The sequence below is a fragment of the Propionicimonas sp. genome (assembly GCF_049840635.1).
Classification (GTDB): Bacteria; Actinomycetota; Actinomycetes; order Propionibacteriales; family Propionibacteriaceae; genus Propionicimonas.
The window spans coordinates 174,145-197,317 of the sequence record NZ_JASGKL010000005.1 but is presented as its reverse complement, the minus strand read 5'-3'; the positions used below and the strand labels follow the sequence as shown (position 1 = coordinate 197,317).

General features: G+C 70.7%; 21 protein-coding genes. 17 read left to right on the top strand and 4 right to left on the bottom strand.

All coding sequences use genetic code 11. The features are described from left to right. Positions 1-176: 176 nt before the first annotated feature. The 6 genes from QM779_RS06925 to QM779_RS06900 all read left to right on the top strand — a co-directional run bounded on the left by QM779_RS06925 (position 177) and on the right by QM779_RS06900 (position 6,992). Complete coding sequence (locus tag QM779_RS06925; RefSeq protein ID WP_428533590.1) at positions 177-749, top strand: hypothetical protein; 573 nt, start codon at positions 177-179, stop codon at positions 747-749. After that, positions 746-1,369 carry a dephospho-CoA kinase gene (gene coaE / locus QM779_RS06920; protein ID WP_428533588.1) on the top strand — a complete coding sequence of 208 codons (624 nt, stop codon included), beginning with the start codon at positions 746-748 and terminating at the stop codon, positions 1,367-1,369. Before QM779_RS06925 ends, coaE begins: the two co-directional genes overlap by 4 nt. A gap of 67 nt (positions 1,370-1,436) precedes the next feature. Continuing rightward, complete coding sequence (locus QM779_RS06915) at positions 1,437-2,669, top strand: PrsW family intramembrane metalloprotease (protein WP_428533586.1); 1,233 nt, start codon at positions 1,437-1,439, stop codon at positions 2,667-2,669. Next, positions 2,666-3,760, top strand: a complete 1,095-nt coding sequence (locus tag QM779_RS06910) for a hypothetical protein (RefSeq protein WP_428533584.1) — start codon at positions 2,666-2,668, stop codon at positions 3,758-3,760. Before QM779_RS06915 ends, QM779_RS06910 begins: the two co-directional genes overlap by 4 nt. Before the next feature lie 46 nt (positions 3,761-3,806). Beyond that, positions 3,807-5,900, top strand: a complete 2,094-nt coding sequence (gene uvrB, locus QM779_RS06905; protein ID WP_428533582.1) for an excinuclease ABC subunit UvrB — start codon at positions 3,807-3,809, stop codon at positions 5,898-5,900. Positions 5,901-6,002: 102 nt separating this feature from the next. Further along, on the top strand, positions 6,003-6,992 hold the full coding sequence (locus QM779_RS06900) for a TerC family protein (RefSeq protein WP_428533580.1): 990 nt from the start codon (positions 6,003-6,005) through the stop codon (positions 6,990-6,992). Here QM779_RS06900 and QM779_RS06895 read toward each other — a convergent pair. Next, complete coding sequence (locus QM779_RS06895; RefSeq protein WP_428533578.1) at positions 6,981-7,688, bottom strand: maleylpyruvate isomerase family mycothiol-dependent enzyme; 708 nt, start codon at positions 7,686-7,688, stop codon at positions 6,981-6,983. The two genes, QM779_RS06900 and QM779_RS06895, sit on opposite strands and share 12 nt — an antisense overlap. Positions 7,689-7,768: 80 nt before the next feature. Between QM779_RS06895 and uvrA the strand changes: the two genes are divergently transcribed. Continuing rightward, entirely contained in the window at positions 7,769-10,663 is a 2,895-nt protein-coding gene (gene uvrA, locus QM779_RS06890) for an excinuclease ABC subunit UvrA (protein WP_428533576.1), read from the top strand. A 57-nt stretch (positions 10,664-10,720) separates the two neighbouring features. Here uvrA and QM779_RS06885 read toward each other — a convergent pair whose 3' ends face one another. Beyond that, positions 10,721-11,134 (bottom strand): Rieske (2Fe-2S) protein, encoded by a 414-nt coding sequence (locus QM779_RS06885; protein WP_428533574.1) that lies wholly within the window; start codon positions 11,132-11,134, stop codon positions 10,721-10,723. 338 nt (positions 11,135-11,472) lie between these two features. Between QM779_RS06885 and QM779_RS06880 the strand changes: the two genes are divergently transcribed. From QM779_RS06880 to QM779_RS06835, 10 genes are all read left to right on the top strand, one after another. Beyond that, on the top strand, positions 11,473-12,444 hold the full coding sequence (locus QM779_RS06880) for a hypothetical protein (RefSeq protein WP_428533572.1): 972 nt from the start codon (positions 11,473-11,475) through the stop codon (positions 12,442-12,444). A gap of 78 nt (positions 12,445-12,522) precedes the next feature. Next, the gene (uvrC, locus tag QM779_RS06875) at positions 12,523-14,481 is read left to right on the top strand and encodes an excinuclease ABC subunit UvrC (RefSeq protein ID WP_428533570.1); all 1,959 of its coding nucleotides are present in this window, start codon (positions 12,523-12,525) and stop codon (positions 14,479-14,481) included. A 25-nt stretch (positions 14,482-14,506) separates the two neighbouring features. Then, positions 14,507-15,376, top strand: coding sequence for an RNase adapter RapZ (rapZ, locus tag QM779_RS06870; RefSeq protein WP_428533568.1), 870 nt, complete (start codon positions 14,507-14,509; stop codon positions 15,374-15,376). 7 nt (positions 15,377-15,383) lie between these two features. Next, positions 15,384-16,337 (top strand): gluconeogenesis factor YvcK family protein, encoded by a 954-nt coding sequence (locus QM779_RS06865; protein ID WP_428533566.1) that lies wholly within the window; start codon positions 15,384-15,386, stop codon positions 16,335-16,337. Between the two features lie 51 nt (positions 16,338-16,388). Next, the gene (gene whiA, locus QM779_RS06860; protein WP_428533564.1) at positions 16,389-17,375 is read left to right on the top strand and encodes a DNA-binding protein WhiA; all 987 of its coding nucleotides are present in this window, start codon (positions 16,389-16,391) and stop codon (positions 17,373-17,375) included. A gap of 176 nt (positions 17,376-17,551) precedes the next feature. Beyond that, positions 17,552-18,556 (top strand): type I glyceraldehyde-3-phosphate dehydrogenase, encoded by a 1,005-nt coding sequence (gap, locus tag QM779_RS06855; protein ID WP_428533562.1) that lies wholly within the window; start codon positions 17,552-17,554, stop codon positions 18,554-18,556. An 87-nt stretch (positions 18,557-18,643) separates the two neighbouring features. After that, the gene (locus QM779_RS06850; RefSeq protein ID WP_428533560.1) at positions 18,644-19,849 is read left to right on the top strand and encodes a phosphoglycerate kinase; all 1,206 of its coding nucleotides are present in this window, start codon (positions 18,644-18,646) and stop codon (positions 19,847-19,849) included. Position 19,850: 1 nt separating this feature from the next. Continuing rightward, a complete protein-coding gene (tpiA, locus tag QM779_RS06845; protein WP_428533558.1) occupies positions 19,851-20,636 on the top strand; it encodes a triose-phosphate isomerase in 786 nt (261 codons plus the stop codon). A gap of 145 nt (positions 20,637-20,781) precedes the next feature. Further along, entirely contained in the window at positions 20,782-21,045 is a 264-nt protein-coding gene (gene secG, locus QM779_RS06840; RefSeq protein ID WP_428538342.1) for a preprotein translocase subunit SecG, read from the top strand. Positions 21,046-21,079: 34 nt separating this feature from the next. Next, entirely contained in the window at positions 21,080-21,436 is a 357-nt protein-coding gene (locus QM779_RS06835) for an RNA polymerase-binding protein RbpA (protein ID WP_415153866.1), read from the top strand. Positions 21,437-21,470: 34 nt separating this feature from the next. Here QM779_RS06835 and pgl read toward each other — a convergent pair whose 3' ends face one another. Then, entirely contained in the window at positions 21,471-22,208 is a 738-nt protein-coding gene (pgl, locus tag QM779_RS06830; protein ID WP_428533556.1) for a 6-phosphogluconolactonase, read from the bottom strand. A gap of 22 nt (positions 22,209-22,230) precedes the next feature. Beyond that, entirely contained in the window at positions 22,231-23,166 is a 936-nt protein-coding gene (locus QM779_RS06825) for a glucose-6-phosphate dehydrogenase assembly protein OpcA (protein ID WP_428533554.1), read from the bottom strand. Positions 23,167-23,173: the final 7 nt, after the last annotated feature.

Sequence of the window (23,173 nt, the reverse complement as noted above, 5' to 3'; positions counted from 1 at the left end):
GCCAGGCTGGCACGAACGCCGACAGCAGCCGGTTGCTCCCTCGGCGGGCGTTGGCCCGCAGCAGCGCAGGCCCTGTGGAGCCGCCCGGACCCCACGAACCGTCAGGTCCGAGTCGGCGCAACTGGCTCGCCCTTGCTTCTGCCTTCGCCCTGGGAGGAGCCGCGGTCGGGACCTGGATGCTGTTGCAGCCGCGAGGCGACTCGGGAACCAAGGCAACGCCCTCCGCCGACCAGCCGACCTCGCCGACGGCCTCATCCTCCGCGTCGTGGCCAACCAGCACGGCCGATCCGTGGGACAACTCGGACGACGAGGCGCCGATGCCGGGGCAGTTGACTGTCGGGAGCCACGCCGCAACGGTGCCGAGCGGCTGGGACGTCGTCCGCAACGAGGCGAACGAGGTTGTCCTGACCCGCGGTGCGAATCGCGTGGACGCCTACGCGTTCGTGGCGGACTCGCAAGACCGGGCGATCGATCTGGTCGTGCCGCTGACCCGAAGCCGGCGGGCAGGGTTCCGCGGCCAGCTCAGGGTCACCGATCATGATCAGGACCCTGTGTACGGCCAGTATGCGTGGATCGAGTCGCACGGCACCTTCGGCGGCAAGGCGGCGAAGCTCTGGTCGATGCTCTGGCTAGAGCCAGAGCTCGGCGACGCCTTCCTCGTCATCGAGATCGTCACCGCACTCTCCGGCTCGAAGACGGCGGTCCAGGCTGATGCGTTGTTCCGGGACCTCACGATGGACCTGCCATGACGGAGTCCTCCGGAATCCTGGTCGGGCTCACCGGGGGCATCGCGTCCGGGAAGTCGACGGTGGCCGAGTTGCTGGCCGAACGGGGGGCGCTCGTGATCGACGCCGACCGACTGGCCCGCGAGGTGGTGGAGCCGGGCACCCCCGGCCTGGCGGCGGTGGTGGCAAGGTTCGGCGACGGCGTGCTGCGTCCCGACGGCTCCCTCGATCGGCCCGCGCTGGGCCGGATCGTGTTCGCCGACACGGTCGCCCGCGGCGACCTGGAGGCGATCATCCACCCCGCCGTGCGCGCCCGCGCGGCGGAACTCACCGCGGCGGCGCCCGCGGGCGCTGTGGTCGTACAGATGATCCCGTTGCTGGTCGAGACCGGCCAGCAGGACGCGTTCGACCTCGTCGTGGTCGTCGACACCGCGCCGGAGGAGCAGCTCGCCCGGGTCCGCGCGCGCGACGGCCTCGGCGCCGAGGAGGCCCTGGCCAGGGTCAGGGCGCAGGCCGATCGTGAGCGCCGACTGGCCGCCGCGGACGTCGTGCTGCACAACGACGGCACCCCGGCCGATCTCGCCGACCAGGTCGACAGGTTCTGGACGGAACTCACCGGCTCCCCAGGTGCGGAAATTCACTAGCCCGCCCTCTGCCGCGGCGGCGTGGCGTCCCCCTATAGTGAGCGCACCACTCGCCAGGAGGCCGTCCATGGACTGTTCCCGCTGCCACTCCACCGTTCCTGACGTCGCCCACTTCTGTCATCGGTGCGGCCTCGACCTCGTCCCCGGCGACGCGCGAGGGCAGCGCCGGTTCGCGCTCGCCCCCGACGAGCCGGTGGCGTCCTTCGCGATCGTGTCGACGATCATGCCGAAGGACGCCGGCCGGCACCCGCAGACGTACCGCACCGCGTTCACGATCACGCTCGTCGCAGCCCTCGTCGCTGCCATCTTCGGCGCGCTCCCGATCGCGGTGCTGATCGCAGCGTTCGCGATCCCGATCGTCTACATCACCTACCTGTACGACGTGAACCTCTGGGAGGACGAGCCGCTGCCGGTGGTCGGGCTCGCGTTCGCACTGACCGGTCTGGTCGCCGCGCTCTTCACGGTGCTGTGGACGCGACTGCTGCCGCTCACCGCGACGCTCCGCGCTCCGGACGGGACGCTCCTGTCCGGCCCGCAGTGGGGAGCCTTCCTGATCTTCGCCGTCCTCGTGCCGGTGGTCGGCGAACTGATCCGGCAGGTCGGTCCCGTCCTGCTGGCCCAGCGGCCGGCGTTCGACGACCTCATGGACGGGGTCACCTTCGGCATCGTCAGCGGCGTCGCCTACGCCTGCTTCGACACCCTGGTGCGGCACTGGGCGCTCCTGACGGGAGGCATCGTGGAGGCGCAGCCCGCGCAGCTCGCCTCCTTGGTCTTCCTCGAGGGGTTCATCAAGCCGCTCGTGATGGGCACGGCCACCGGACTGGCCGTCGCCGAGTTCTCCGGGCTCGGCCGCGGCTACGACGGCTTCACGCCGCGGTACTTCGCCGGGGTGGCGCTCGCCATCGGGGCGAACATCCTGCTCAACACCGGCACCTACCTGCTCTCGTGGGTGGGCTCGCAGAGCGTGTCGCTCGTGCTGCAGGTGGTCTGGGGCCTGCTGGTCCTCGGGGTGCTCGTACTCCGCCTGCGGACCGTGCTCCACACGGGGCTCCTGGAAGGGGCGCTGGAGGCCGCGGCGCGGACCGGCCAGGCGGCCGACACCGACCTCGGCTTCTGCGCGCGGTGCGAGATGCCGCTGCTGCCCGGATCGGCCTTCTGCAGCGCCTGCGGTGTCGCCACCCGGGCGTGGGCGAAGCTCCCGGCCGACGACGAGCCCCAGCCGGTCACCGTGCCCGGTTCGCCTCCACCTGAACAGCCCTCTGATGCCGGCGACGACGCGGAGAGCGAGGACGCGAAATGAGCCAGGACCCCCGCGCCGGCGCCCCGCAGCCGACTCAACCGCAGCAGCCGACTCCACCCCAACAGCCGACTCCACCTCAACAGCAGGTCCCGCTGCAACAGGCGGCCGGCCAGCAGGCGTACCCCGGTCAGCCCTACCAGCAACCGCAGGCCACCCCGCAGGCCTACGCGCAGCAACAGCAGGGCTACCCGCAGCAACAGGGCTACCCGCCGCAACAGGGCTACCCGCCGCAGGGTTACGCACCCCAGACCGGTGGCGCCTATGGAGCCCAGGGGGCGTACACGACCCAGGCGGGCAACCCCCAACAGGGCTACCCGCCGCAACAGGGCTACCCGCCCCAGCAGGGCTACACCCCGCCCGGGGGCCGGCCGCCGGGCCGCGCCTCGTCGTCCAAGGTTCTCCTGATCGTGATCGGTGCCGTGGTGCTGCTGGTCGTCGCCGGTGCGGTGCTGCTGGCGATGTCCAACCGTTCGACCCCGGCCGATCCGGTCTCCCCGGAGCCCACGGTCGTGCCGACCGCCGTCGAGACCACCGAGCCGACGGCGTCCGCCAGCCCGACCGACGTCGCGACGGAGGAGCCCAGCGTCGAGCCGACGGATGAACCCACCGGCGAGTCCACGGACGAGCCGTCGAACGTCACGCTCGTCGACCTCGGCAATGGTGTGAAGTTCTGGACGGCCGACGGCTGGGAGGTCCAGGAGCAGGCGCCCTCGGCGATCTCGGTGAGCGACGGCAAGGCCGTCCTCGTCACGCGGGTCGTGCAGCAGAAGAAGAACACCAACCCCGGCCAGCTCTGCGACGCCTTCAACCGGCAGGTGCTCAAGCAGGCCACGGGCGCGAAGTTCGGGGAGCCGAGCGACGTGGACGCGGGCCTGTCCACACTGTCCGTCGCCCAGTGCGCGGCCGCCTACATCGACACCTCCAGCGGGAAGAGCACCCAGACCTACGTCGTGACCTTCGCCGCGGTCCGGAGCTCCGACGGGATCTCGACGCTGTCGACCCTCCTGTTCACCGACGACACGCCCGACACCAGCTTCAGCGACGTCGACAAGATGCTGGGGGTGGTCCTGGGCACGCAGGCGGCCGGCTGACCCCGGCCGCCGCCGGCCGGCAGGGCCGGTGTCAGAGGGGGCACCTATGCTCGTCGTCGTGCGACCAGTGACCGATGTCCAGCGCCGGGTGGCCCCCTTCCACGTGGTGGCCGACTTCGAGCCGGCGGGCGACCAGCCGGCGGCGATCGACGACCTCCAGCGTCGTCTCGAGGCCGGTGAGAACGACGTCGTGCTCCTGGGCGCCACCGGCACGGGCAAGACCGCGACGGTGGCGTGGCTGGCCGAGCGGCTGCAGCGTCCCATGCTGGTGATGCAGCCCAACAAGACGCTCGCCGCACAGTTCGCCAACGAGTTGCGCCAGTTCTTCCCCGACAACGCCGTGGAGTACTTCGTCTCGTACTACGACTACTACCAGCCCGAGGCCTACGTCCCCCAGACCGACACCTACATCGAGAAGGACTCCTCGCTCAACGAGGAGGTCGAGCGGCTCCGCCACTCCGCCACGAACTCGCTGCTGACCAGGCGGGACGTGATCGTGGTCGCGACGGTGTCCGCCATCTACGGCCTCGGCACGCCGCAGGAGTACGTCGACCGCATGGTCCGGCTGCGCAGGGGTGAGGAGATCGACCGCGACACCCTGCTGCGCCGGCTGGTCGACATCCAGTACGTGCGCAACGACCTCGCCGCGACCCGCGGCACGTTCCGCGTCCACGGCGACACGGTCGAGGTGTTCCCGATGTACGAGGAGCACGCGGTCAGGGTTGAGTTCTTCGGCGACGAGATCGAGGCGCTGTCCACCCTGCACCCGCTCACGGGGGAGGTGCTCAGCACCGATGCGGAGATCTACGTCTTCCCGGCGTCGCACTACGTGGCCGGGCCGGAGCGGATGGAGCGCGCCATCGAGGGGATCGAGGCCGAGCTCGACGTGCGGCTGGCCGACCTCGACGCGGAGGGCAAGCTGTTGGAGTCGCAGCGGCTGCGCATGCGGACCGGCTACGACATCGAGATGATGCGCCAGATCGGCACCTGCTCCGGCATCGAGAACTACTCCCGCCACATCGACGGCCGCGGCGCCGGGTCGGCGCCGAACTGCCTCCTGGACTACTTCCCGGAGGACTTCCTGCTCGTGGTCGACGAGTCGCACGTGACGATCCCGCAGATCGGCGGGATGTACGAGGGGGACATGTCCCGCAAGCGCACGCTGGTCGAGCACGGCTTCCGGCTGCCGTCGGCGATGGACAACCGTCCGCTGCGCTGGGAGGAGTTCGTCGAGCGGATCGGCCAGACCGTGTACCTGTCGGCCACCCCCGGTCCGTACGAGGTGGCGAAGTCGGACGGCTTCGTCGAGCAGCTGATCCGGCCCACCGGCCTGGTCGACCCCGAGATCATCGTGAAGCCGACGAAGGGCCAGATCGACGACCTGATGGCCGAGATCCGCACCCGCACCGAGCTCAACGAGCGCGTGCTGGTGACGACCCTGACCAAGAAGATGGCCGAGGACCTCACCGACTACCTGATGGAGAACGGCGTCCGGACCCGCTACCTGCACTCCGAGGTGGACACCCTGCGGCGCATCGAGCTCCTCCGCGAGCTCCGGCTCGGCACCTACGACGTGCTGGTCGGCATCAACCTGCTCCGCGAGGGCCTTGACCTCCCCGAGGTGAGCCTGGTCGCGATCCTGGACGCCGACAAGGAGGGCTTCCTGCGCAGCGAGCGGTCCCTGATCCAGACCATCGGGCGGGCGGCCCGCAACGTGGCCGGCCAGGTGCACATGTACGCCGACCGGATCACCCCGTCGATGGCGGCAGCGATCGACGAGACGAACCGGCGCCGCGAGAAGCAGGTCGCCTACAACACGGAGCGGGGGATCGACCCGCAGCCGCTGCGCAAGAAGATCGCCGACCTCACCGACCTGCTGGCGAGGGAGGACGCCGACACGTCCGCGCTGGTCAGCCGCGCGGGCGGCCGGCGTCCGACCAGCCCGGTGCCGCTGTCGGCGGAGAAGAGCCGCGACCTCGGCGCGATGCCGTCCAGCGAGCTGGCCGGGCTGATCAGCGAGCTCACCGAGCAGATGCACGGCGCGGCAGCGGAACTCCAGTTCGAGCTGGCTGCGCGGCTGCGCGACGAGATCGCCGACCTGAAGAAGACGCTCCGCCAGATGTTGGAGGCGACCCGCTGAGCCCGACCGTGCCACTTTGGCCCGCGCGGGCCGGACTGAGAGAATCGGTGGGTACTACCGGGACGGGGCGCCCGCCCGCGAGCCGAGCCGAGGACGAGCTGCATGGATGTGACCGCTGAGGTCTGGCTGATCACCATCGCGATCCTCGCCGCCGTCTTCGTGGTCGACCTGGTCGTGATCGGGCGGCGTCCGCACGAACCGTCCATGCGGGAGTGCGGGATCGCCATCGCCGCCTACTCCGGCCTCGCCGTGCTGTTCGGCCTGGGCGTGTGGTACACCAGCGGCCCCCGGTACGCGGGGGAGTTCTTCGCCGGCTGGCTGACCGAGTACAGCCTCAGCGTGGACAACCTTTTCATCTTCGTGATCATCATGGCGAACCTGCGGGTGCCCAGGAAGCTCCAGCAGTTCGCCCTGATGTTCGGAATCGTGCTCGCTCTGGTCTTCCGCGGCATCTTCATCGCCCTCGGTGCGGCAGCGATCGAGCGGTTCAGCTGGGTGTTCTTCCTCTTCGGCGCCTTCCTGATCTACACCGCGGTCAAGCTCTACCTCGACTACCGCAGTGAGGTGGACGAGAACGACGCCACCGAGAACGCGGTGATGACCTGGGTGCGCCGTCGGTTCCCGTCCACCGATGACTTCCGCGGCACGCGGCTGGTCGTGGTCGAGGACGGCCGGCGGCTGATCACGCCGATGCTGCTGGTGGTCGTCGCGCTCGGCACGACCGACCTGCTGTTCGCGCTCGACTCCATCCCCGCCATCTACGGGCTCACCCAGGAGCCCTATCTGGTCTTCACGGCCAACGTCTTCGCGCTGATGGGCCTGCGCCAGTTGTACTTCCTGATCGGCGGACTGCTGCAGCGACTGGTCTACCTCTCGGTGGGCCTGTCGGTGATCCTCGCGTTCATCGGCGTGAAGCTCGTCCTGCACGCCCTGCACGAGTACGGGCTCGACGCGGCGATCGGCCTCGAACTGGACGTTCCGATCTGGCTCTCCCTGACCGTGATCATCGGGACGCTGGCCGTGACGACGGTCGCGAGCCTCCTCAAGTCCCGTCGCGACGAGGGCTCGCGGCCGGCGGGCTCAGGCGAGTAGCCCGGGCTGCAGCCCATCGGCGCCCAACACCCCGGACGCGGGCAGCCGCCCGCTCAGCCAGGCCCACAGGCGCGCGTCCGACCCGGTGATCCGGCGCGGCTCGACGCCGCTGCCGATGCGCGCGGTGAGGGACTCGCCCTCCAGCTGGAGGGCGGGCAGGTCGGCGTCCGCGCGGAGGTCGAGCACCCAGCGCAGCAGCCAGCCGGCCGCGGCAGGGTCGACAGCATCCGGGCTGAGCGCGCAGTCGAGGTCGAGGTGGTGCACGCAGACCTCGTGCAGGCGTCCGAGCGCGGTCGCGGCCAGCGTGGCGTCCCTGCCGTGGAGGACGACCGGCGTCGACCAGTCGGTGACCCTCTCGATGATGCCCTGGAGCGCGCCCGCGCTGGTGTCCAGGTCGATCTGGAGGTCGAGCCCGCCGCGGTCGGCGCCCGCCTCGAGTTCCGCCTGGCGCTCGGCGGCCGAGACCGGGGGCGGGGGCGGATCGCCGGCGAGGACCGCGCGGATGAGCGCGGAGAGGCGGTCGGCGCCACGGGCGAGGTGGGTCGCGATGTGGGCGCGCGACCAGCCCGGCAGCGGGCTCGGGGCGTGCCACTGCTCGTCGCTGAGGCCGATGGTGAAACCGAGGAGTCGCTGGGTGGCCTCCGCCTTCCAGCGGTGCACGTCCTCCACCGGAATCGACCCGGTGTACTGGCTCATGGGGCCCAACCTTAGGCCCCGCGGTGGTCCCGGGCCACCCGCAGCCGTCCGTTCCGGGACTGTCGGAGGCACGATCTACCATGAGCGGCGTGAATGACCGGCTGATCGTCCGCGGGGCGCGGGAGCACAACCTGCGCAACATCAACCTCGACCTGCCCAGGGACGCCCTGATCGTGTTCACCGGGCTGTCCGGGTCCGGGAAGTCGAGCCTCGCCTTCGACACGATCTTCGCCGAGGGCCAGCGGCGCTACGTCGAGAGCCTTTCCGCGTACGCGCGGCAGTTCCTGGGCCAGATGGACAAGCCCGACGTCGACTTCATCGAGGGCCTCTCGCCCGCCGTGTCGATCGACCAGAGGTCCACCAGCCGCAACCCGCGCTCGACCGTCGGCACGATCACGGAGATCTACGACTACCTCCGCCTGCTCTACGCGCGCGCCGGGCGTCCGCACTGCCCGATCTGTGGCGAGCCGATCAGCCGGCAGTCCCCGCAGCAGATCGTCGACCGGCTGCTGGCGCTGCCCGAAGGGACGCGGTTCCAGGTGCTCGCTCCCGTCGTGCGCGGACGCAAGGGCGAGTACGTCGACCTGTTCCGGCAGCTCGCCGGGCAGGGCCTCTCCCGCGTCCGGGTGGACGGGGAGGTCCACCAGCTGCTCACGCCCCCGACCCTGGAGAAGCAGAAGAAGCACTCGATCGACGTCATCGTCGACCGGCTCGCCAACAAGCCGAGCATCAAGCAGCGGCTCACCGACTCCGTCGAGACCGCGCTCGGCCTGGCCGGCGGCGTCGTCTCGATCGACTTCGTCGACCTGCCCGAGGACGACCCGGGCCGGGAGCGGCGGTACTCGGAGAAGCTGGCCTGCCCGAACGACCACGACATCTCGGTGGAGGAGCTGGAGCCCCGCCAGTTCTCGTTCAACGGTCCGTGGGGAGCCTGCCCCGCCTGCTCGGGCCTCGGCACGCGGATGGAAGTGGACGTCGAGCTGGTCGTTCCCGACACCGGCAAGAGCCTCGCCGACGGCGCGATCGGGATGTGGCAGACGCCCTACCTCGCCGGCTACTTCCAGAACCTGTTCGCCGCGCTGGCCGAGCAGGAGGGGTTCTCGGTGCGCACCCCGTGGGAACAGCTGCCCGCCCGCATCCAGGGCCTGCTCCTGATGGGCGTGCCGCACGCCCTCACCGTCCACAGCCGGACCCGGCACGGCAGGGAGCACACCTACCGCGCGAAGTACGAGGGTGCCGTGCCGTACATCCGGCGCAGGCACGCGGAGGCGGAGTCCGACACGGCGAGGGAGCGGTACGCGGGGTACATGCGGGAGGTGCCGTGCCTGACCTGCAACGGCGCCCGGCTGAAGCCGACTTCGCTGGCGGTCACCGTGAGCGGGAAGAACATCGCCGAGGTGTCGGCGATGGCGATCGACGACGTCGCCGTCTTCATGCGCAACCTGCAGCTCACCGAACGCGAGGCGCAGATCGCGGAGCGGGTGGTCAAGGAGATCAACGAGCGGCTCCGGTTCCTGCTCGACGTCGGCCTCGACTACCTGTCGCTGTCGCGTCCCTCGGGCAGCCTGTCCGGGGGCGAGGCCCAGCGGATCCGGCTCGCCACGCAGATCGGGTCGGGCCTGGTCGGCGTGCTCTACGTGCTCGACGAGCCGTCCATCGGCCTGCACCAGCGCGACAACCGTCGCCTCATCGACACGCTGATCCGGCTGCGCGAGCTGGGCAACACCCTGATCGTCGTCGAGCACGACGAGGACACCATCCGCACGGCGGACTGGGCGGTCGACATCGGCCCCGGTGCGGGGGAGCACGGCGGCGAGGTGATCGTGTCGGGTCCCGTGGAGGAACTGCTCGCGAGCACGACGTCGCTGACCGGCGCATACCTGTCCGGCCGCCGGTCGATCCCGATGCCGGCGCGGCGGAGGGCCGGTGACGGCAAGGCGATCACCGTGCGGGGTGCCGCGGAGCACAACCTGCGCAAGATCGACGTGTCGTTCCCGCTCGGCAAGCTCATCTCGGTCACGGGCGTGTCCGGGTCCGGGAAGTCCTCGCTGGTGAACAGCATCCTGTACACGGCGCTCGCGAAGAAGCTGTACAACGCGCACGCCGTCCCCGGGCGGCACTCCTCGATCACCGGCACGGAGTACATCGACAAGAGCATCCACGTCGACCAGTCGCCGATCGGACGTACGCCGCGCTCGAACCCGGCCACCTACACCGGCGTCTTCGACCGGATCAGGAAGCTGTTCTCGGAGACGCCGGAGGCGAAGGTGCGCGGCTACCAACAGGGCCGGTTCTCCTTCAACGTGAAGGGCGGACGCTGCGAGAACTGCGCGGGCGACGGCACGATCAAGATCGAGATGAACTTCCTGCCGGACGTCTACGTCCCGTGCGAGGTCTGCCACGGCGCCCGGTACAACCGGGAGACGCTCGAGGTGCACTACAAGGGGAAGACCATCGCCGAGGTGCTCGACATGCCGATCGAGGAGGCGGTCGAGTTCTTCGCTCCCATCCAGGCGATCGCCCGGCACCTGCGGACGCTCGTCGACGTGGGCCTGGGGTATGTGCGCCTGGGCCAGCCCGCCACGACGCTGTCGGGTGGTGAGGCGCAGCGGGTGAAGCTCGCTGCTGAACTGCAGCGTCGCTCGACGGGGCGGACGTTCTACGTGCTGGACGAGCCGACCACGGGCCTGCACTTCGAGGACATCCGGCGGCTCCTGGAGGTGCTGCAGTCGCTGGTCGACAAGGGCAACACGGTGGTGGTGATCGAGCACAACCTCGACGTGATCAAGGCGTCCGACTGGGTGATCGACCTCGGGCCGGAGGGCGGATCCCGCGGCGGCCTCGTGATCGCCGAGGGCACCCCGGAGGAGGTGGCGGCGAACCCGGCGTCGTACACCGGCGCCTTCCTTCGGCCGATGTTGGAGGGCCATGCCGTGACGGTCGGGGAGGAGCCGGACCTGCTCAGCGCGGGCTGACCCGGGCGCCGCCGTCGGTGGGCCGTCCACGGGGCGTGGCGGACGACCCCGCGAGCCTCAGCTGATCGTGAGGGTGTCGCCGCTGACGGTGACGGTGGCCTTGGTGAGGGCCTTGGTGGCGGGTCCGTGGAGCACGGAGCCGTCCGACAGCGAGAAGTTGCTCCCGTGGTGCTCGCAGACGATGGCGGCGTCCGTCACCTCGCCCACGGGGAACCCCTGGTGGGTGCAGAGGTAGCTGAACGCCTCGTAGGTGCCGGCCGTGGGCTGGGTGACCACGAACGGGGCGACGATCTTTCCCGAGCCGACCGGGATGTCGGCGGCGTTCACCGTTACCGGTCCGGCCGAGCTGGAGCCGCCGGACGTCGCCGATCCGGATCCGGCGGCGGCACAACCGCCCAGGCAGAGCGTGACCGCAGCGATCCCTGCGGAGTTCAGGACCGTGCGACGGGTCGGGTTCAGCGGGGTAGTCATGCGGGCCTCCTGTGGTCTGTCTGCCGAAATGGTAGAACCTTCAACCACGCCCGCGGCTGTGTCTGTCCTGTGAATGCGGAAGCGCCGGCAGGATCGCCGGGGACGGTTCTTTCGTGCCGGGTCCCGGGGGACGGTTCTTTCGTGCCCGGTACGAAGGAACCGTCCCCGCGTAACCGGCGCACAGGGACGGACCTTCCGGTCGCGGCACGATGGGGACGGTTCCTGGCGTGCCGGACCCCCCACTTCCGTGCGGGCGTCGCCCGTACCCGAGGACTCGCACTGCCGCGGCGGCGCTGCGCCGGGCTACCATTCCGACACCGTTCGGGTGGGGGGACGACATGGCCGAACCGCAGGTGCCGCCGCAGCGCGAGCCCGACCCGGGCCGCCCGCCCACGCTGGAGAGCAAGGACTGGCTGGGCGCCGGCGGGTCCGTCCTCGCGATCGCGCTCTCCGTGCTCGGCCTGAACCGGGACCCGGCGTTCCGGGCCTGGGCGGTCGGCCTCATGCTGCTCGCCGCGGCCACCGGGGTGGCGGCCATCCTGATCCCTCACTACCGAAGGGTGACGACTGCCGTGGCCGTCGTGTTGGTGGTCGCGTCGGTCGGCGTCCTGACCCTCGCCCCGGAGCCCGCCGCGCAGGTGGCCGTCCCCTCGCCGTCCGCGGGGCCGCAGCTCAGCCTCAGCCAAGTGGTCGTGGTCGCTCCGGACGGCGGCGGTTCGGTCGCCACGCTGGACATCACCGTCCGCAACGACGGCCCGGAACTCGCTGTGCTCACCGGCGTCGAGCTCACCATCGACGATTTCGGCTACCTGCCGCCGTGCCTGTCCGGCAGCAACCTGGAGGTCACAGGGAAGTACACCGCGACGCTGCCCGACGATCCCCAGGCGGGCCAGGTCGTCCGGGTCACGTTGCACCAGCAGGTGGAGCCGGGCGCGGCGGACCGGTTCACGATCGGCCTGAAGGCTCCGACGAAGCATGAGGGCGCGGAGGCACCGATCAGTTCGTACGTCTACCTGATGCGCGTGGCCGTCGTGCAGGACGCCGCCGGCTCGGCGGTCGCGGCCGGTCAGGTGCTCGTGGACGCCGGGAGCCCGCTCGACGCCAACGGCACCTTCTATTTCGGCGCCGACAGGGACGCGACGGCCGCGGACGTCGGCGACGGAGGCCTGTGCGGGGGCGAGAGCAGCTGCGTCCGCACGCAGGTGGAGTGCTGGAACGCGAACCGGGCCACCCTGCTGCCGCTGCTCGCCGTCCCGGCGACCCGGTCCGAGGGCGGCGACGCCGCCGCGTCCGCCCTCGGCACGGGGTAGGCCACGCCGCCACCCCGCCCGGCACCGGAACGTCGGTGCCGGTGCCTATGCTGGCTCGGGTGAGGGACGCGAGGCACCATGGCTGATCCGGCGAGCTACCGTCCCGCGACCGGCACGATCCCCACCGGGCCGGGGGTGTACCGGTTCAGTGACTCCGAGGGCAGGGTCATCTACGTCGGCAAGGCGATCAACCTGCGCCAGCGGCTGAACTCCTACTTCGCCGACCCGGCCGCGTTGCACTTCCGCACCCAGACCATGGTGCGTACCGCCACCCGCGTGGAGTGGACGCTGGTCCGCAACGAACTCGAGGCCCTCCAGCTCGAGTACACGTGGATCAAGCAGTACGAGCCCCGGTTCAACATCAAGTACCGCGACGACAAGTCCTACCCCTGGGTCGCGGTGACGTGGTCGGAGGAGTTCCCGCGCGTCTTCGTGGGCCGGGGGAGCAAGCGCAAGGGCACCCGCTACTTCGGTCCCTACGCGCAGGCGTGGGCGATCCGCGACACGATCGACTCGCTGTTGCGCGTGTTCCCGATGCGCTCCTGCACGAGGGGCGTGTTCAACAGCGCGCACGCGTCCGGCCGGCCGTGCCTGATGGGCTACATCGGCAAGTGCGCCGCGCCCTGCGTGGGACGCATCGACGCCGACCACCACCGCGCGCTCGTCCAGGACGTCTGCGACTTCCTCGCCGGCCGGACGCAGGCCCTCGTGCGGCGTCTGGAGACGGACATGCGGATCGCGTCCACGAACCTGGAGTACGAGCGTGCCGCCGTGATCCGCGACCAGCTGGCCGCCCTGCGGCAGGCGACAGAGAAGAACGCGATCGTGCTGGGCGACGGGACGGACGCCGACGTGGTCGCCCTCGCCGAGGACCCCCTGGAGGTCTCCGTGCAGGTCTTCCACGTCCGGGACGGACGCGTCCGCGGCGAGCGCGGCTGGGTCGCGGAGCGCAGCGATGACGCGGGCACGGGCGAGCTGCTCGAGCAGTTCCTCCTCCAGCTCTACGCCGACACCGACCCGGACGCGATGCCTCCGCAGGTGCTGCTGCCCGAGCTGCCGGCCTCCGCGGACGTGCTCGCCCAGCTGCTCGGCGAGCAGCGCGGTGCCAAGGTGCGGCTGAAGGTGCCACAGCGCGGTGACAAGGCGGCCCTGCTGCAGACCGCGGCCCGCAACGCCGCCGACGCCCTCGCCCTGCACAAGGTCCGCAGGGCCAGCGACCTGTCCACCCGGAATCGTGCTCTCGAGGAGTTGCAGGAGGCCCTCGACCTTCCGCAGGTGCCGCTGCGGATCGAGTGCTACGACATCTCGCACACCCAGGGCACCGAGGTCGTCGCGTCCATGGTGGTCTTCGAGGACGGGCTGGCCCGCAAGAGCGAGTACCGCCGGTTCGTCATCCGCACGGTCGAGGGCAGCAACGACGTGGGCGCGATGCGCGAGGTGATCACGCGTCGGTTCACCCGGCTGCTCGAGGAACGCCGGCAGGCCGACGCGGCCGAGGCGGAGTCGGGCCCCATGCTGGTCGACCCCACGACGGGAGCGCCCCGGAAGTTCGCGTACGCGCCCAGCCTGGTCGTGGTGGACGGCGGCGCGCCCCAGGTGGCTGCGGCCGGACAGGCACTGGCCGACCTCGGCATCGTCGACGTCGCCCTGTGCGGCCTCGCCAAGCGGCTGGAGGAGGTGTGGCTGCCCGGGGAGGAGTACCCGCTGATCCTTCCCCGCACGAGCGAGGGCCTGTACCTGCTCCAGCGGGTGCGGGACGAGGCCCACCGCTTCGCGATCACCCACCACCGCGGCCGGCGCAGCGCGTCCATGGTGGAGTCGCTCCTCGACGACGTGCCCGGGTTGGGGGAGATCCGCCGCAAGGCGCTGATCCGCTACTTCGGCTCGTTGCGCAAGCTGCGCGCCGCGACGGTCGAGCAGCTGGCCGAGGTGCCGGGTATCGGTCCGCGCACCGCGGTCGCCATCAAGGAGGCCCTGGCCGGGCAGGAGGCGCCGGTCGCGATCAACATGTCGACGGGCGAGGTCATCGAACAGTGAGCTCCGGCCCGGCGATAATGGGGGCATGAGCGACCTCGCGTCCCCGGTTCAGTTGCTGGTCGTCACCGGGATGTCCGGGGCGGGCCGCCGGACGGCGGGGCACGCGCTGGAGGACCTCGGCTGGTTCGTCGTCGACAACCTCCCCCCGAGCATGCTGCCCGACCTGATCGAGGTCAGCCGGGAGCGCCAGTTCAGCCGGGTGGCGGTCCTCCTCGACGTCCGCAGCCGGTCAGACTTCCGCAAGATCCCTGAGGTGTTCGCCCGTCTGGGCGAGGCCGGGGTCGTGCCGGAGATCCTGTTCCTGGACGCGAGCGACGCCACGATCGTGCGGCGGCAGGAGTCGGTCCGGCGGCCGCTGCCGCTGCAGGGGTCGGGACGGCTCCTGGACGGCATCCAGAAGGAGCGCAAGATGCTGGCGGGGCTGCGCGGGAGCGCGGACCTGGTCATCGACACCACCTCGATCAACATCCACGAGCTCACCGCGCGGGTCGCCGAGGCCTACGCAGAGCCGGACGAGACCGACCTGCAGGTCACCCTGATGTCGTTCGGGTTCAAGAACGGGCTCCCGATCGACGCAGACATGGTCTTCGACGTCCGCTTCCTGCCGAACCCGCACTGGGTCCCCGCGCTGCGTCCGCAGACCGGCCTGGCCCAGCCCGTGTCGGCCTATGTGCTCGGCCAGCCCGACGCGGAGCCGTTCCTGGCACACCTGCTCGGCGTGGTCGACCTGATCCGTCCTGGCTACGTGAGGGAGGGCAAGCGCCACGCCACCGTCGCGATCGGTTGCACGGGCGGCAAACACCGCTCGACGGCGATGGTGGAGGAGTTGGCCCGGCGCCTGGCCGCCCAGGGCCTGCGCACGGAGGTCGTGCACCGCGACCTCGGCCAGGAGTGACCGACGGATGAACGCCTTCACCCCGCCCCCGAACGTGGTCGCCTTCGGCGGCGGCCACGGCCTGGCCGCCAGCCTCACGGCGCTGCGGCAGCTCACCCATCGCCTGACCGCGGTCGTGACGGTCGCCGACGACGGCGGATCGTCGGGACGGTTGCGGGACGAGTTCCCGATCCTCCCGCCCGGAGACCTGCGGATGGCGCTCGCCGCACTGTGCGGCGACGACGAGGTGGGGCGGGCGTGGGCGGAGGTGCTCCAGTCGCGGTTCCCGGGTGTTGGACCCCTGGGTGGCCACAGCATCGGCAACCTGCTGATCGCGGGGTTGTGGCAGCAGCTCGACGACCCGGTCGCCGGCCTGGACATGGTGGGCCACATGCTGCACGTCGAGGGGCGCGTGCTGCCCATGGCTGCGGTGCCGCTGGTGATCGAGGCGGACGTGATCGGCGCCGATCCCGAGCGTCCGGACGAGACGAGCCTCGTCGTCGGCCAGGAGGCGGTCGCGCTCGCCACGGGGGAGATCTCGGACGTGCGCCTGGTCCCTGCGGACCCGCCCGCGGTGCCGGAGGCGATCGCGGCGATCGTGGGTGCCGACCACCTCGTCCTCGGCCCCGGGTCCTGGTACTCCTCCGTGCTCCCGCACCTGCTCGTGCCCGAGCTGCGCGAGGCGATCCTCGTCTCGCGCGCCCAGCGGATCCTGACCATGAACCTCGCCCCGACCGAGGACGAGACACCGTCGTACACGGCGTCCCGGCACCTGGAGGTGCTCGCCCAGCACGCGCCCGGGCTGCGCCTGGACGTGGTGGTCGCCGACCCGTCCTTCGCCGCCGGCGACCCGCATCTGGACACCTGGGCCTCGGCGCTCGGTGCGCGGCTCGTCGTCGCCCCGGTGCGGATGCGGGACGGCTCGGCCCGGCACGATCCCCATCTCCTGGCGTCGGTGTATGCGGGGATCATGGGTCTGTAGGCTGAGCCCACTCAGACGCAGATCACGGCGAAAGGCAGTTGGCGAACGACCATGGCGATGACGCAGCAGGTGAAGTCCGAGCTCGCCACCCTGGAGGTGACGAAGCCCGAGCTCCGCAAGGCAGAGGTCGCCGCCCTGCTGAGGTTCGCCAACGGGCTGCACATCGCCGGCGGCCGGATCGTCGTGGAGGCCGAACTCGACACGGGCGCGGCGGCACGCCGGCTGCGGACAGCGATCGCCGAACTGTTCGGGTTCTCTTCCGAGTTCGTCGTGATCACGGGCAGTGGCCTGCGTCGCGGCACCCGCTACGTCGTCCGGCTGATCAGGGACGGGGAGTCGCTCGCCCGCCAGACCGGCCTGATCGACCCGCGCGGGCGCCCCGTCCGCGGCCTGCCCGTGCAGGTGGTGAACGGCGGCCTGGACGTGTCGGTCGCCGCCTGGCGTGGTGCGTTCCTCGCGCACGGCTCGCTCACCGAGCCCGGCCGGTCGATGGCGCTGGAGGTTACCTGCCCCGGCTCGGAGGCGGCGCTCGCGCTCGTCGGGGCCGCGCGCAGGCTCGGGATCAGCGCCAAGGCCCGCGAGGTGCGGGGGATCGACCGCGTGGTGATCCGCGACGGCGACGCGATCGCCGCCATGCTCACCCGGCTCGGCGCGCACGAGACCGTGCTGGCCTGGGAGGACCGCAGGATGCGCAGGGAGGTGCGCGCGTCCGCCAACCGGCTCGCCAACTTCGACGACGCGAACCTGCGCCGCTCCGCCCGCGCGGCCGTCGCGGCCGGTGCGCGGGTCAAGCGGGCACTGGAGATCCTCGGCGAGGACATCCCCGACCACCTCCTCGAGGCTGGCCGGCTCCGCCTGGAGCACAAGCAGGCGAGCCTGGAGGAACTCGGCCAGCTGCACGTCCCCCCGCTGACGAAGGACGCGGTCGCCGGCCGGATCCGCCGGCTGCTGGCCACCGCGGACAAGCGCGCCGCTGAACTCGGCATCCCCAACACCGAGGCCGGCCTGAGCCAGGACCTGCTAGACGACGACGCGTAACCGGCGTCAGCCGGTTGAGCGGAGGACCGGAGGACGGTCGATACCGAGGGTGACTGCACGTTCGTCCGCTCTCACCCCCCGGGTAACCGCTGTGCGACGGAAACGCTAGGGTGGATCCCGAACACGGCAAGGCTGACGCCCGCCGCTGGACCTCTCGTAAAGGAGACCCCTTCAACATGACCGTCAAGGTTGGCATCAACGGCTTCGGCCGGATCGGCCGCAACTACTTCCGCGCCCTGGTGGCTTCGGGCGCCGATCTCGACGTGGTGGCCGTCAACGACCTCACCGACAACAAGACGCTCGCCCAGCTGCTGAAGTACGACTCGATCCTGGGTCGCTTCCCCGGCGAGGTCACCTACGACGAGACCGCGCTCTACGTCGACGGCAAGGAGATCAAGGCGTTCGAGGAGCGCGACCCGGCCAACCTGCCGTGGGGCGAGCTCGGCGTCGACATCGTGATCGAGTCGACCGGCTTCTTCACCGACGCGACCAAGGCCAAGGCCCACATCGACGCGGGTGCCAAGAAGGTGCTCATCTCCGCCCCGGCGAAGAACGAGGACATCACCATCGTCATGGGCGTCAACGACGGCCTGTACGACCCGGCCGCGCACAACATCATCTCCAACGCGTCCTGCACCACGAACTGCCTGGCCCCGCTGGCCAAGGCGCTGAACGACGGCATCGGCATCGTCAAGGGCCTGATGACCACCATCCACGCCTACACGCAGGACCAGAACCTGCAGGATGCCCCGCACTCCGACCTGCGTCGCGCCCGCGCCGCCGCCCTGAACATCGTCCCGACCACCACCGGTGCGGCCAAGGCCGTCGCCCTGGTGCTGCCGGAGCTGAAGGGCAAGCTGGACGGCTACGCGCTGCGCGTCCCGGTGCCCACGGGCTCGGTGACCGACCTCACGTTCGAGGCCAGCCGCGAGACCACCGTCGAGGAGATCAACGCGATCGTCAAGGCCGCGGCCGAGGGCCCGCTGAAGGGCATCCTCGAGTACAACGAGGACCCGATCGTCAGCAAGGACATCGAGACCTACCCGCTGTCCTCGATCTTCGACGCGCCGCTGACCAAGGTCATCGGCAACCAGGTCAAGGTCGTCTCCTGGTACGACAACGAGTGGGGCTACTCCAACCGGCTGGTCGACCTGACCGCGCTGGTCGGCTCGAAGCTCTGATCGGACCACAGGCACATCGGGCCGGCTCGCGTCATCATGGCGCGGGTCGGCCCGTTGCATGAAACCAGCAACAAGAAAGGCCGAGTAGTGAAGTCCGTATCCGACCTCGGAGACCTCCGGGGCAAGCGGGTCCTGATCCGCTGTGATTTCAACGTGCCGCTGGACGGCGACACCATCACCGACGACGGTCGCATCCGCGCGGCCCTCCCCACGCTGACCTTCCTGAAGGACGCCGGCGCGAAGGTCGTCATCATGGCCCACCTCGGCCGCCCCAAGGGGCAGGTGAACCCCGCCTACTCGCTCGCCCCCGCCGCCACGCGGCTCGGTGAGCTGATCGGCGCCGACGTGCACCTCGCCGGCGACGTGGTCGGCGAGAGCGCACAGGCGACCGTCGCCGCGCTGGCCGACGGCGAGATCGCGATGCTGGAGAACGTCCGCTACGAGCCCGCCGAGGAGTCCAAGGTGGACGCCGAGCGCGAGGAGCTCGCTGCGAAGTACGCCGGCCTGGCCGACGTGTTCGTCTCCGACGGCTTCGGCGTGGTGCACCGCAAGCAGGCCTCCGTCTACGACGTCGCGAAGCTGCTGCCGAACGCGGCCGGCTTCCTCGTCGCCAAGGAGGTCGAGGTGCTGAAGAAGCTCACGGAGAGCCCCGCCAGCCCCTACGTCGTCGTCCTCGGCGGCGCCAAGGTGGCCGACAAGCTGGCCGTCATCGACAACCTGCTGAAGGTCGCCGACACCCTGATCATCGGCGGCGGCATGGCGTACACGTTCCTCAAGGCGAAGGGCTACGAGGTCGGCACCTCGCTGCTCGATGCGGAGAAGGTCGAGACCTGCGCGGGCTACCTCGAGCAGGCGCAGGCCGCGGGCAAGCAGATCCTGCTCCCGGTCGACACCCGTGTCGTCGAGGTCCTGGACTTCCCCAACCGCTCGGCCAGCGAGGTCACGGTCGTCGACTCCGACCGGATCCCCGCCGACCAGCAGGGCGCGGACATCGGCCCGAAGACCGAGTCGCTGTTCGCCGGCGCGATCGCTGGTGCGGCCACCGTGTTCTGGAACGGCCCGATGGGCGTGGCGGAGATCCCGTCGCTGGCCAGCGGCACCGAAGCGGTGGCGAAGGCGCTGGCCGAGACCTCAGGCTTCACGGTCGTCGGCGGTGGCGACTCGGCGGCCGCCGTGCGCAACCTCGGCTTCGCCGACGACGCCTTCGGGCACATCTCGACCGGCGGCGGTGCGTCGCTGGAGTACCTGGAGGGCAAGGTGCTCCCCGGTCTGGCAGTCCTGGAAGGGGAGTGACATGGCCCGCAAGCCCTTGATGGCCGGCAACTGGAAGATGAACCTCAACCACGTCGAGGCCACCGGCCTGGTGCAGAAGCTCGCGTGGACGCTGGCGGACGCGAAGTACGACGCGGAGAAGTCCGAGGCGGCGGTGATCGTCCCGTTCACCGACATCCGCACCGTCCAGACGCTGGTCGAAGGCGACAAGCTGCCGCTGAAGTTCGGCGCGCAGGACGTGTCCGCCCACGCGTCCGGCGCGTACACCGGCGAGGTGTCGGCGGACATGCTGGCCAAGCTCAACTGCAGCTACGTCGTGGTCGGCCACTCCGAGCGCCGCGAGTACCACGGCGAGACCGACGAGCTGATCGGCGCCAAGGCCAAGGTGGTGTTCGAGGCCGGCATGACCCCGATCATCTGCTGCGGCGAAGTGCTGGAGATCCGCAAGGCCGGCACCCACGTCGAGCACGTCCTCGGCCAGGTGAAGGTCTGCCTCGCGCCGCTGACTGCGGAGCAGGTGGCCGCATCCGTCATCGCCTACGAGCCCGTCTGGGCGATCGGCACCGGTGAGGTGGCGACCCCGGAGGACGCGCAGGAGGTCTGCGGGGCGATCCGCGGCTACGTCGCAGAGGCGTTCGGCGCCGAGGCGGCCGACGCCGTCCGGATCCAGTACGGCGGCTCGGTCAAGGCCAACAACGTCGTCGAGATCATGGCGCAGCCGGACGTCGACGGCGCCCTGGTCGGTGGCGCGAGCCTGAACGCCGACGAGTTCGCGAAGATCGTGCTGTTCTACTCCTCGGCCAGCTGACGTTGGCTGACTGCTGACGATCTCCGAGGGCCACCCGTCGAGGCGGGTGGCCCTCGGTGCGTCCGGGGGTGTGTCGGGGTCGTCGTCGTTTCGTTGGTGGGGCGCGGCGTGGGTTACGATTCTCCTCGTGACTCTGCTCCCCCTGATGACCTGGCCGATCGTGACGCTGTCCGTGGTCCTGATCCTGACCAGCCTCGTCCTGGCGCTGTTCATCCTCCTCCACAAGAGTCGTGGCGGCGGCATGTCCGACCTCTTCGGTGGGGGCATGACGACGGGCATGGGCGGCACCTCGGTGGCGGAGCGCAACCTCGACCGGCTGACGATCACGGTCGGGCTCGTCTGGCTGGCGTCCGTCGTCGGGCTGCTCGTCCTCTACCGTTACTTCCCCGAAGTGGGAACCCTGGGCTGAGTCCCCCCTCTCGCACAGCAAGGAGTCATGGCACGTGGTTGGTGGTAGCGCGATTCGCGGGAGCCGGGTCGGAGCAGGCCCGATGGGTGAAGCGGAGCGGGGGGATGCGGCGCCTCGGCTGTACGTGTCCTACTTCTGCGCCAACCGGCACGAGACACGTCCGGCGTTCGCCGCCGACGCGGTGATCCCCGAGACCTGGGACTGCCCGCGCTGCGGGCTCCCGGCGAACCTCGACTCGGAGAACCCGCCGCCGCCGCCGAAGACCCAGCCCTACAAGACGCACCTCGCGTACGTGAAGGAGCGTCGTTCGGACGCGGAGGCCGTGGCGATCCTCGCCGAGGCCCTCGACTCGCTGCGTGCCCGCAGGGCCGCCGGCGAGATCATCTACTGACGGTTCGCCGGACCGGGAGCCGGGTGGCTCCCGGTCAGGCCGGACAGTCGAAGTAGGGCAGTTCGGACGCGGCCGCCTGGTCGACCAGCCACAACGTGCGCTCGCGACCCGCGACCCGCCCGGCCGGGAGGCTTGAGTCGCCGGCGAGCGCGCGGGCGAGTGCGTTCGACTTCTCCGTCCCGCTGACCAGGAACCACACCTCGCGGGACTCGTTGATGGTCGGGATGGTCAGGCTGATCCGCTCCGGCGGGGGCTTCGGTGCGTCGCTGACGCCGATCACCGACTGCGTGGTCGGCTCGCTCGACGGATGGTTGGGGAAGATCGACGCGACGTGGCCGTCCGGTCCCAGGCCGAGCAGGCACAGGTCGAAGCGAGTGTCGCCGAGCTCCTTGGCGTAGGTCGCCGCCGACGCGTCCGCATCGATCACACCGTCGGCGCTCGGCATCGGGTGCGTCCGGGCGGGGTCGAGCGCGAAGTGGCCGGCGAGGAGCGCGAGCGTGGGTCCGGCGTTGCGCTCGGGGTCGTCGGTCGGCAGGAACCGCTCGTCCCCCCACCACAGCTCGAGCCGGGACGGGTCCAGTGCGGATCCCTCGACGAGGCTGCCGAGGCTGGCGTAGACGGCATGGGCGATCCGGCCACCGGTCAGGCAGACCTGCGCGACGCGATCGTTGCCCTGCAACTCGATGAGGGTCGCCAACAGCCGGACCGCGGCGCTCCTGCTGAGGTCGTCGCCGTCGGCGTGCCGGACGACCTGCGGCTGCACGCCGCTCATACGGTGCGTCCTCCCGGCTCTTTCATGACAGCTGTCCGCGGGCGCGTTCCGCTGCTCTGTCGAGCCGTCTCACCAGTGAGGCCATGGCCTCAGCGTAGATGGCGTCGTCGTCGAGGCGGCGCAGCTCCTCGGCCAGCAGCGTGTTGAGGTCACGACGGGGCACCGCGACCAGCCGCTGCGGCAACCCGGGGGCGGAGAAGCTGGCCAGGTTGCCGTCGGTGCGGGTCACGCTGATCTCGTCCTCACCCGCAGCGAGCACCACGCCGGTGATCCCCACGCCCGGACGGCCGTGGTCGACAGCGACCGGGACGTCGAGCCGCTCCGAGAGCCAGGCGGCCAGCAGGGTGCCCGCGGCGTTCTCCGGGGCGGCGGAGACCGTGACGCGGGAGACGTCCATGGGGTACGCGTCGAGGGCTGCGGCGAGCAGGCCGCGCCAGCGGGTGAGCCGCGTCCAGGTCAGGTCGGTGTCGCCGGGGCAGTAGTTGCGGGCGCGCACTTCGAGCGCGGCCAGCGGGTTGGGGTCGCCCATCGCGTCGGTGATCCGGCGGGTCGCCAACCGTCCGAGGGGGTCGGTGCCGGGCGACTTCGGAGAGCGGCCGGGCCACCACCCGATCACCGGCAGGTCCGGCAGCAGCAGCGGCAGGACGACGGACTCACGGTGCTTCTGCAGTTCGCCGTGGAACTTCAGGCTGATGATCTCCCCGGGCGAGCCCTCACCCGCCTGCACCTCCGCGTCCAGCCGGTCGGCGCGGGCGCGTCCGTTCGTCACCAGCAGGATGCGGGACGGGTGCTCGCGGCCGGCCCGGATGCAGGCCTCCATCGCCTTGTCGTACTCGACCATCTCGGCGATCACGACGAGCGTGAAGACGAGTCCGGACGCGGCCCCGATGTTGTGCCTGGCCTTCTGGATGCCCTGCTGCACCTCGGCGGCGTTGGTGTTCGTGAGCTTGACGATCATCTCTCCT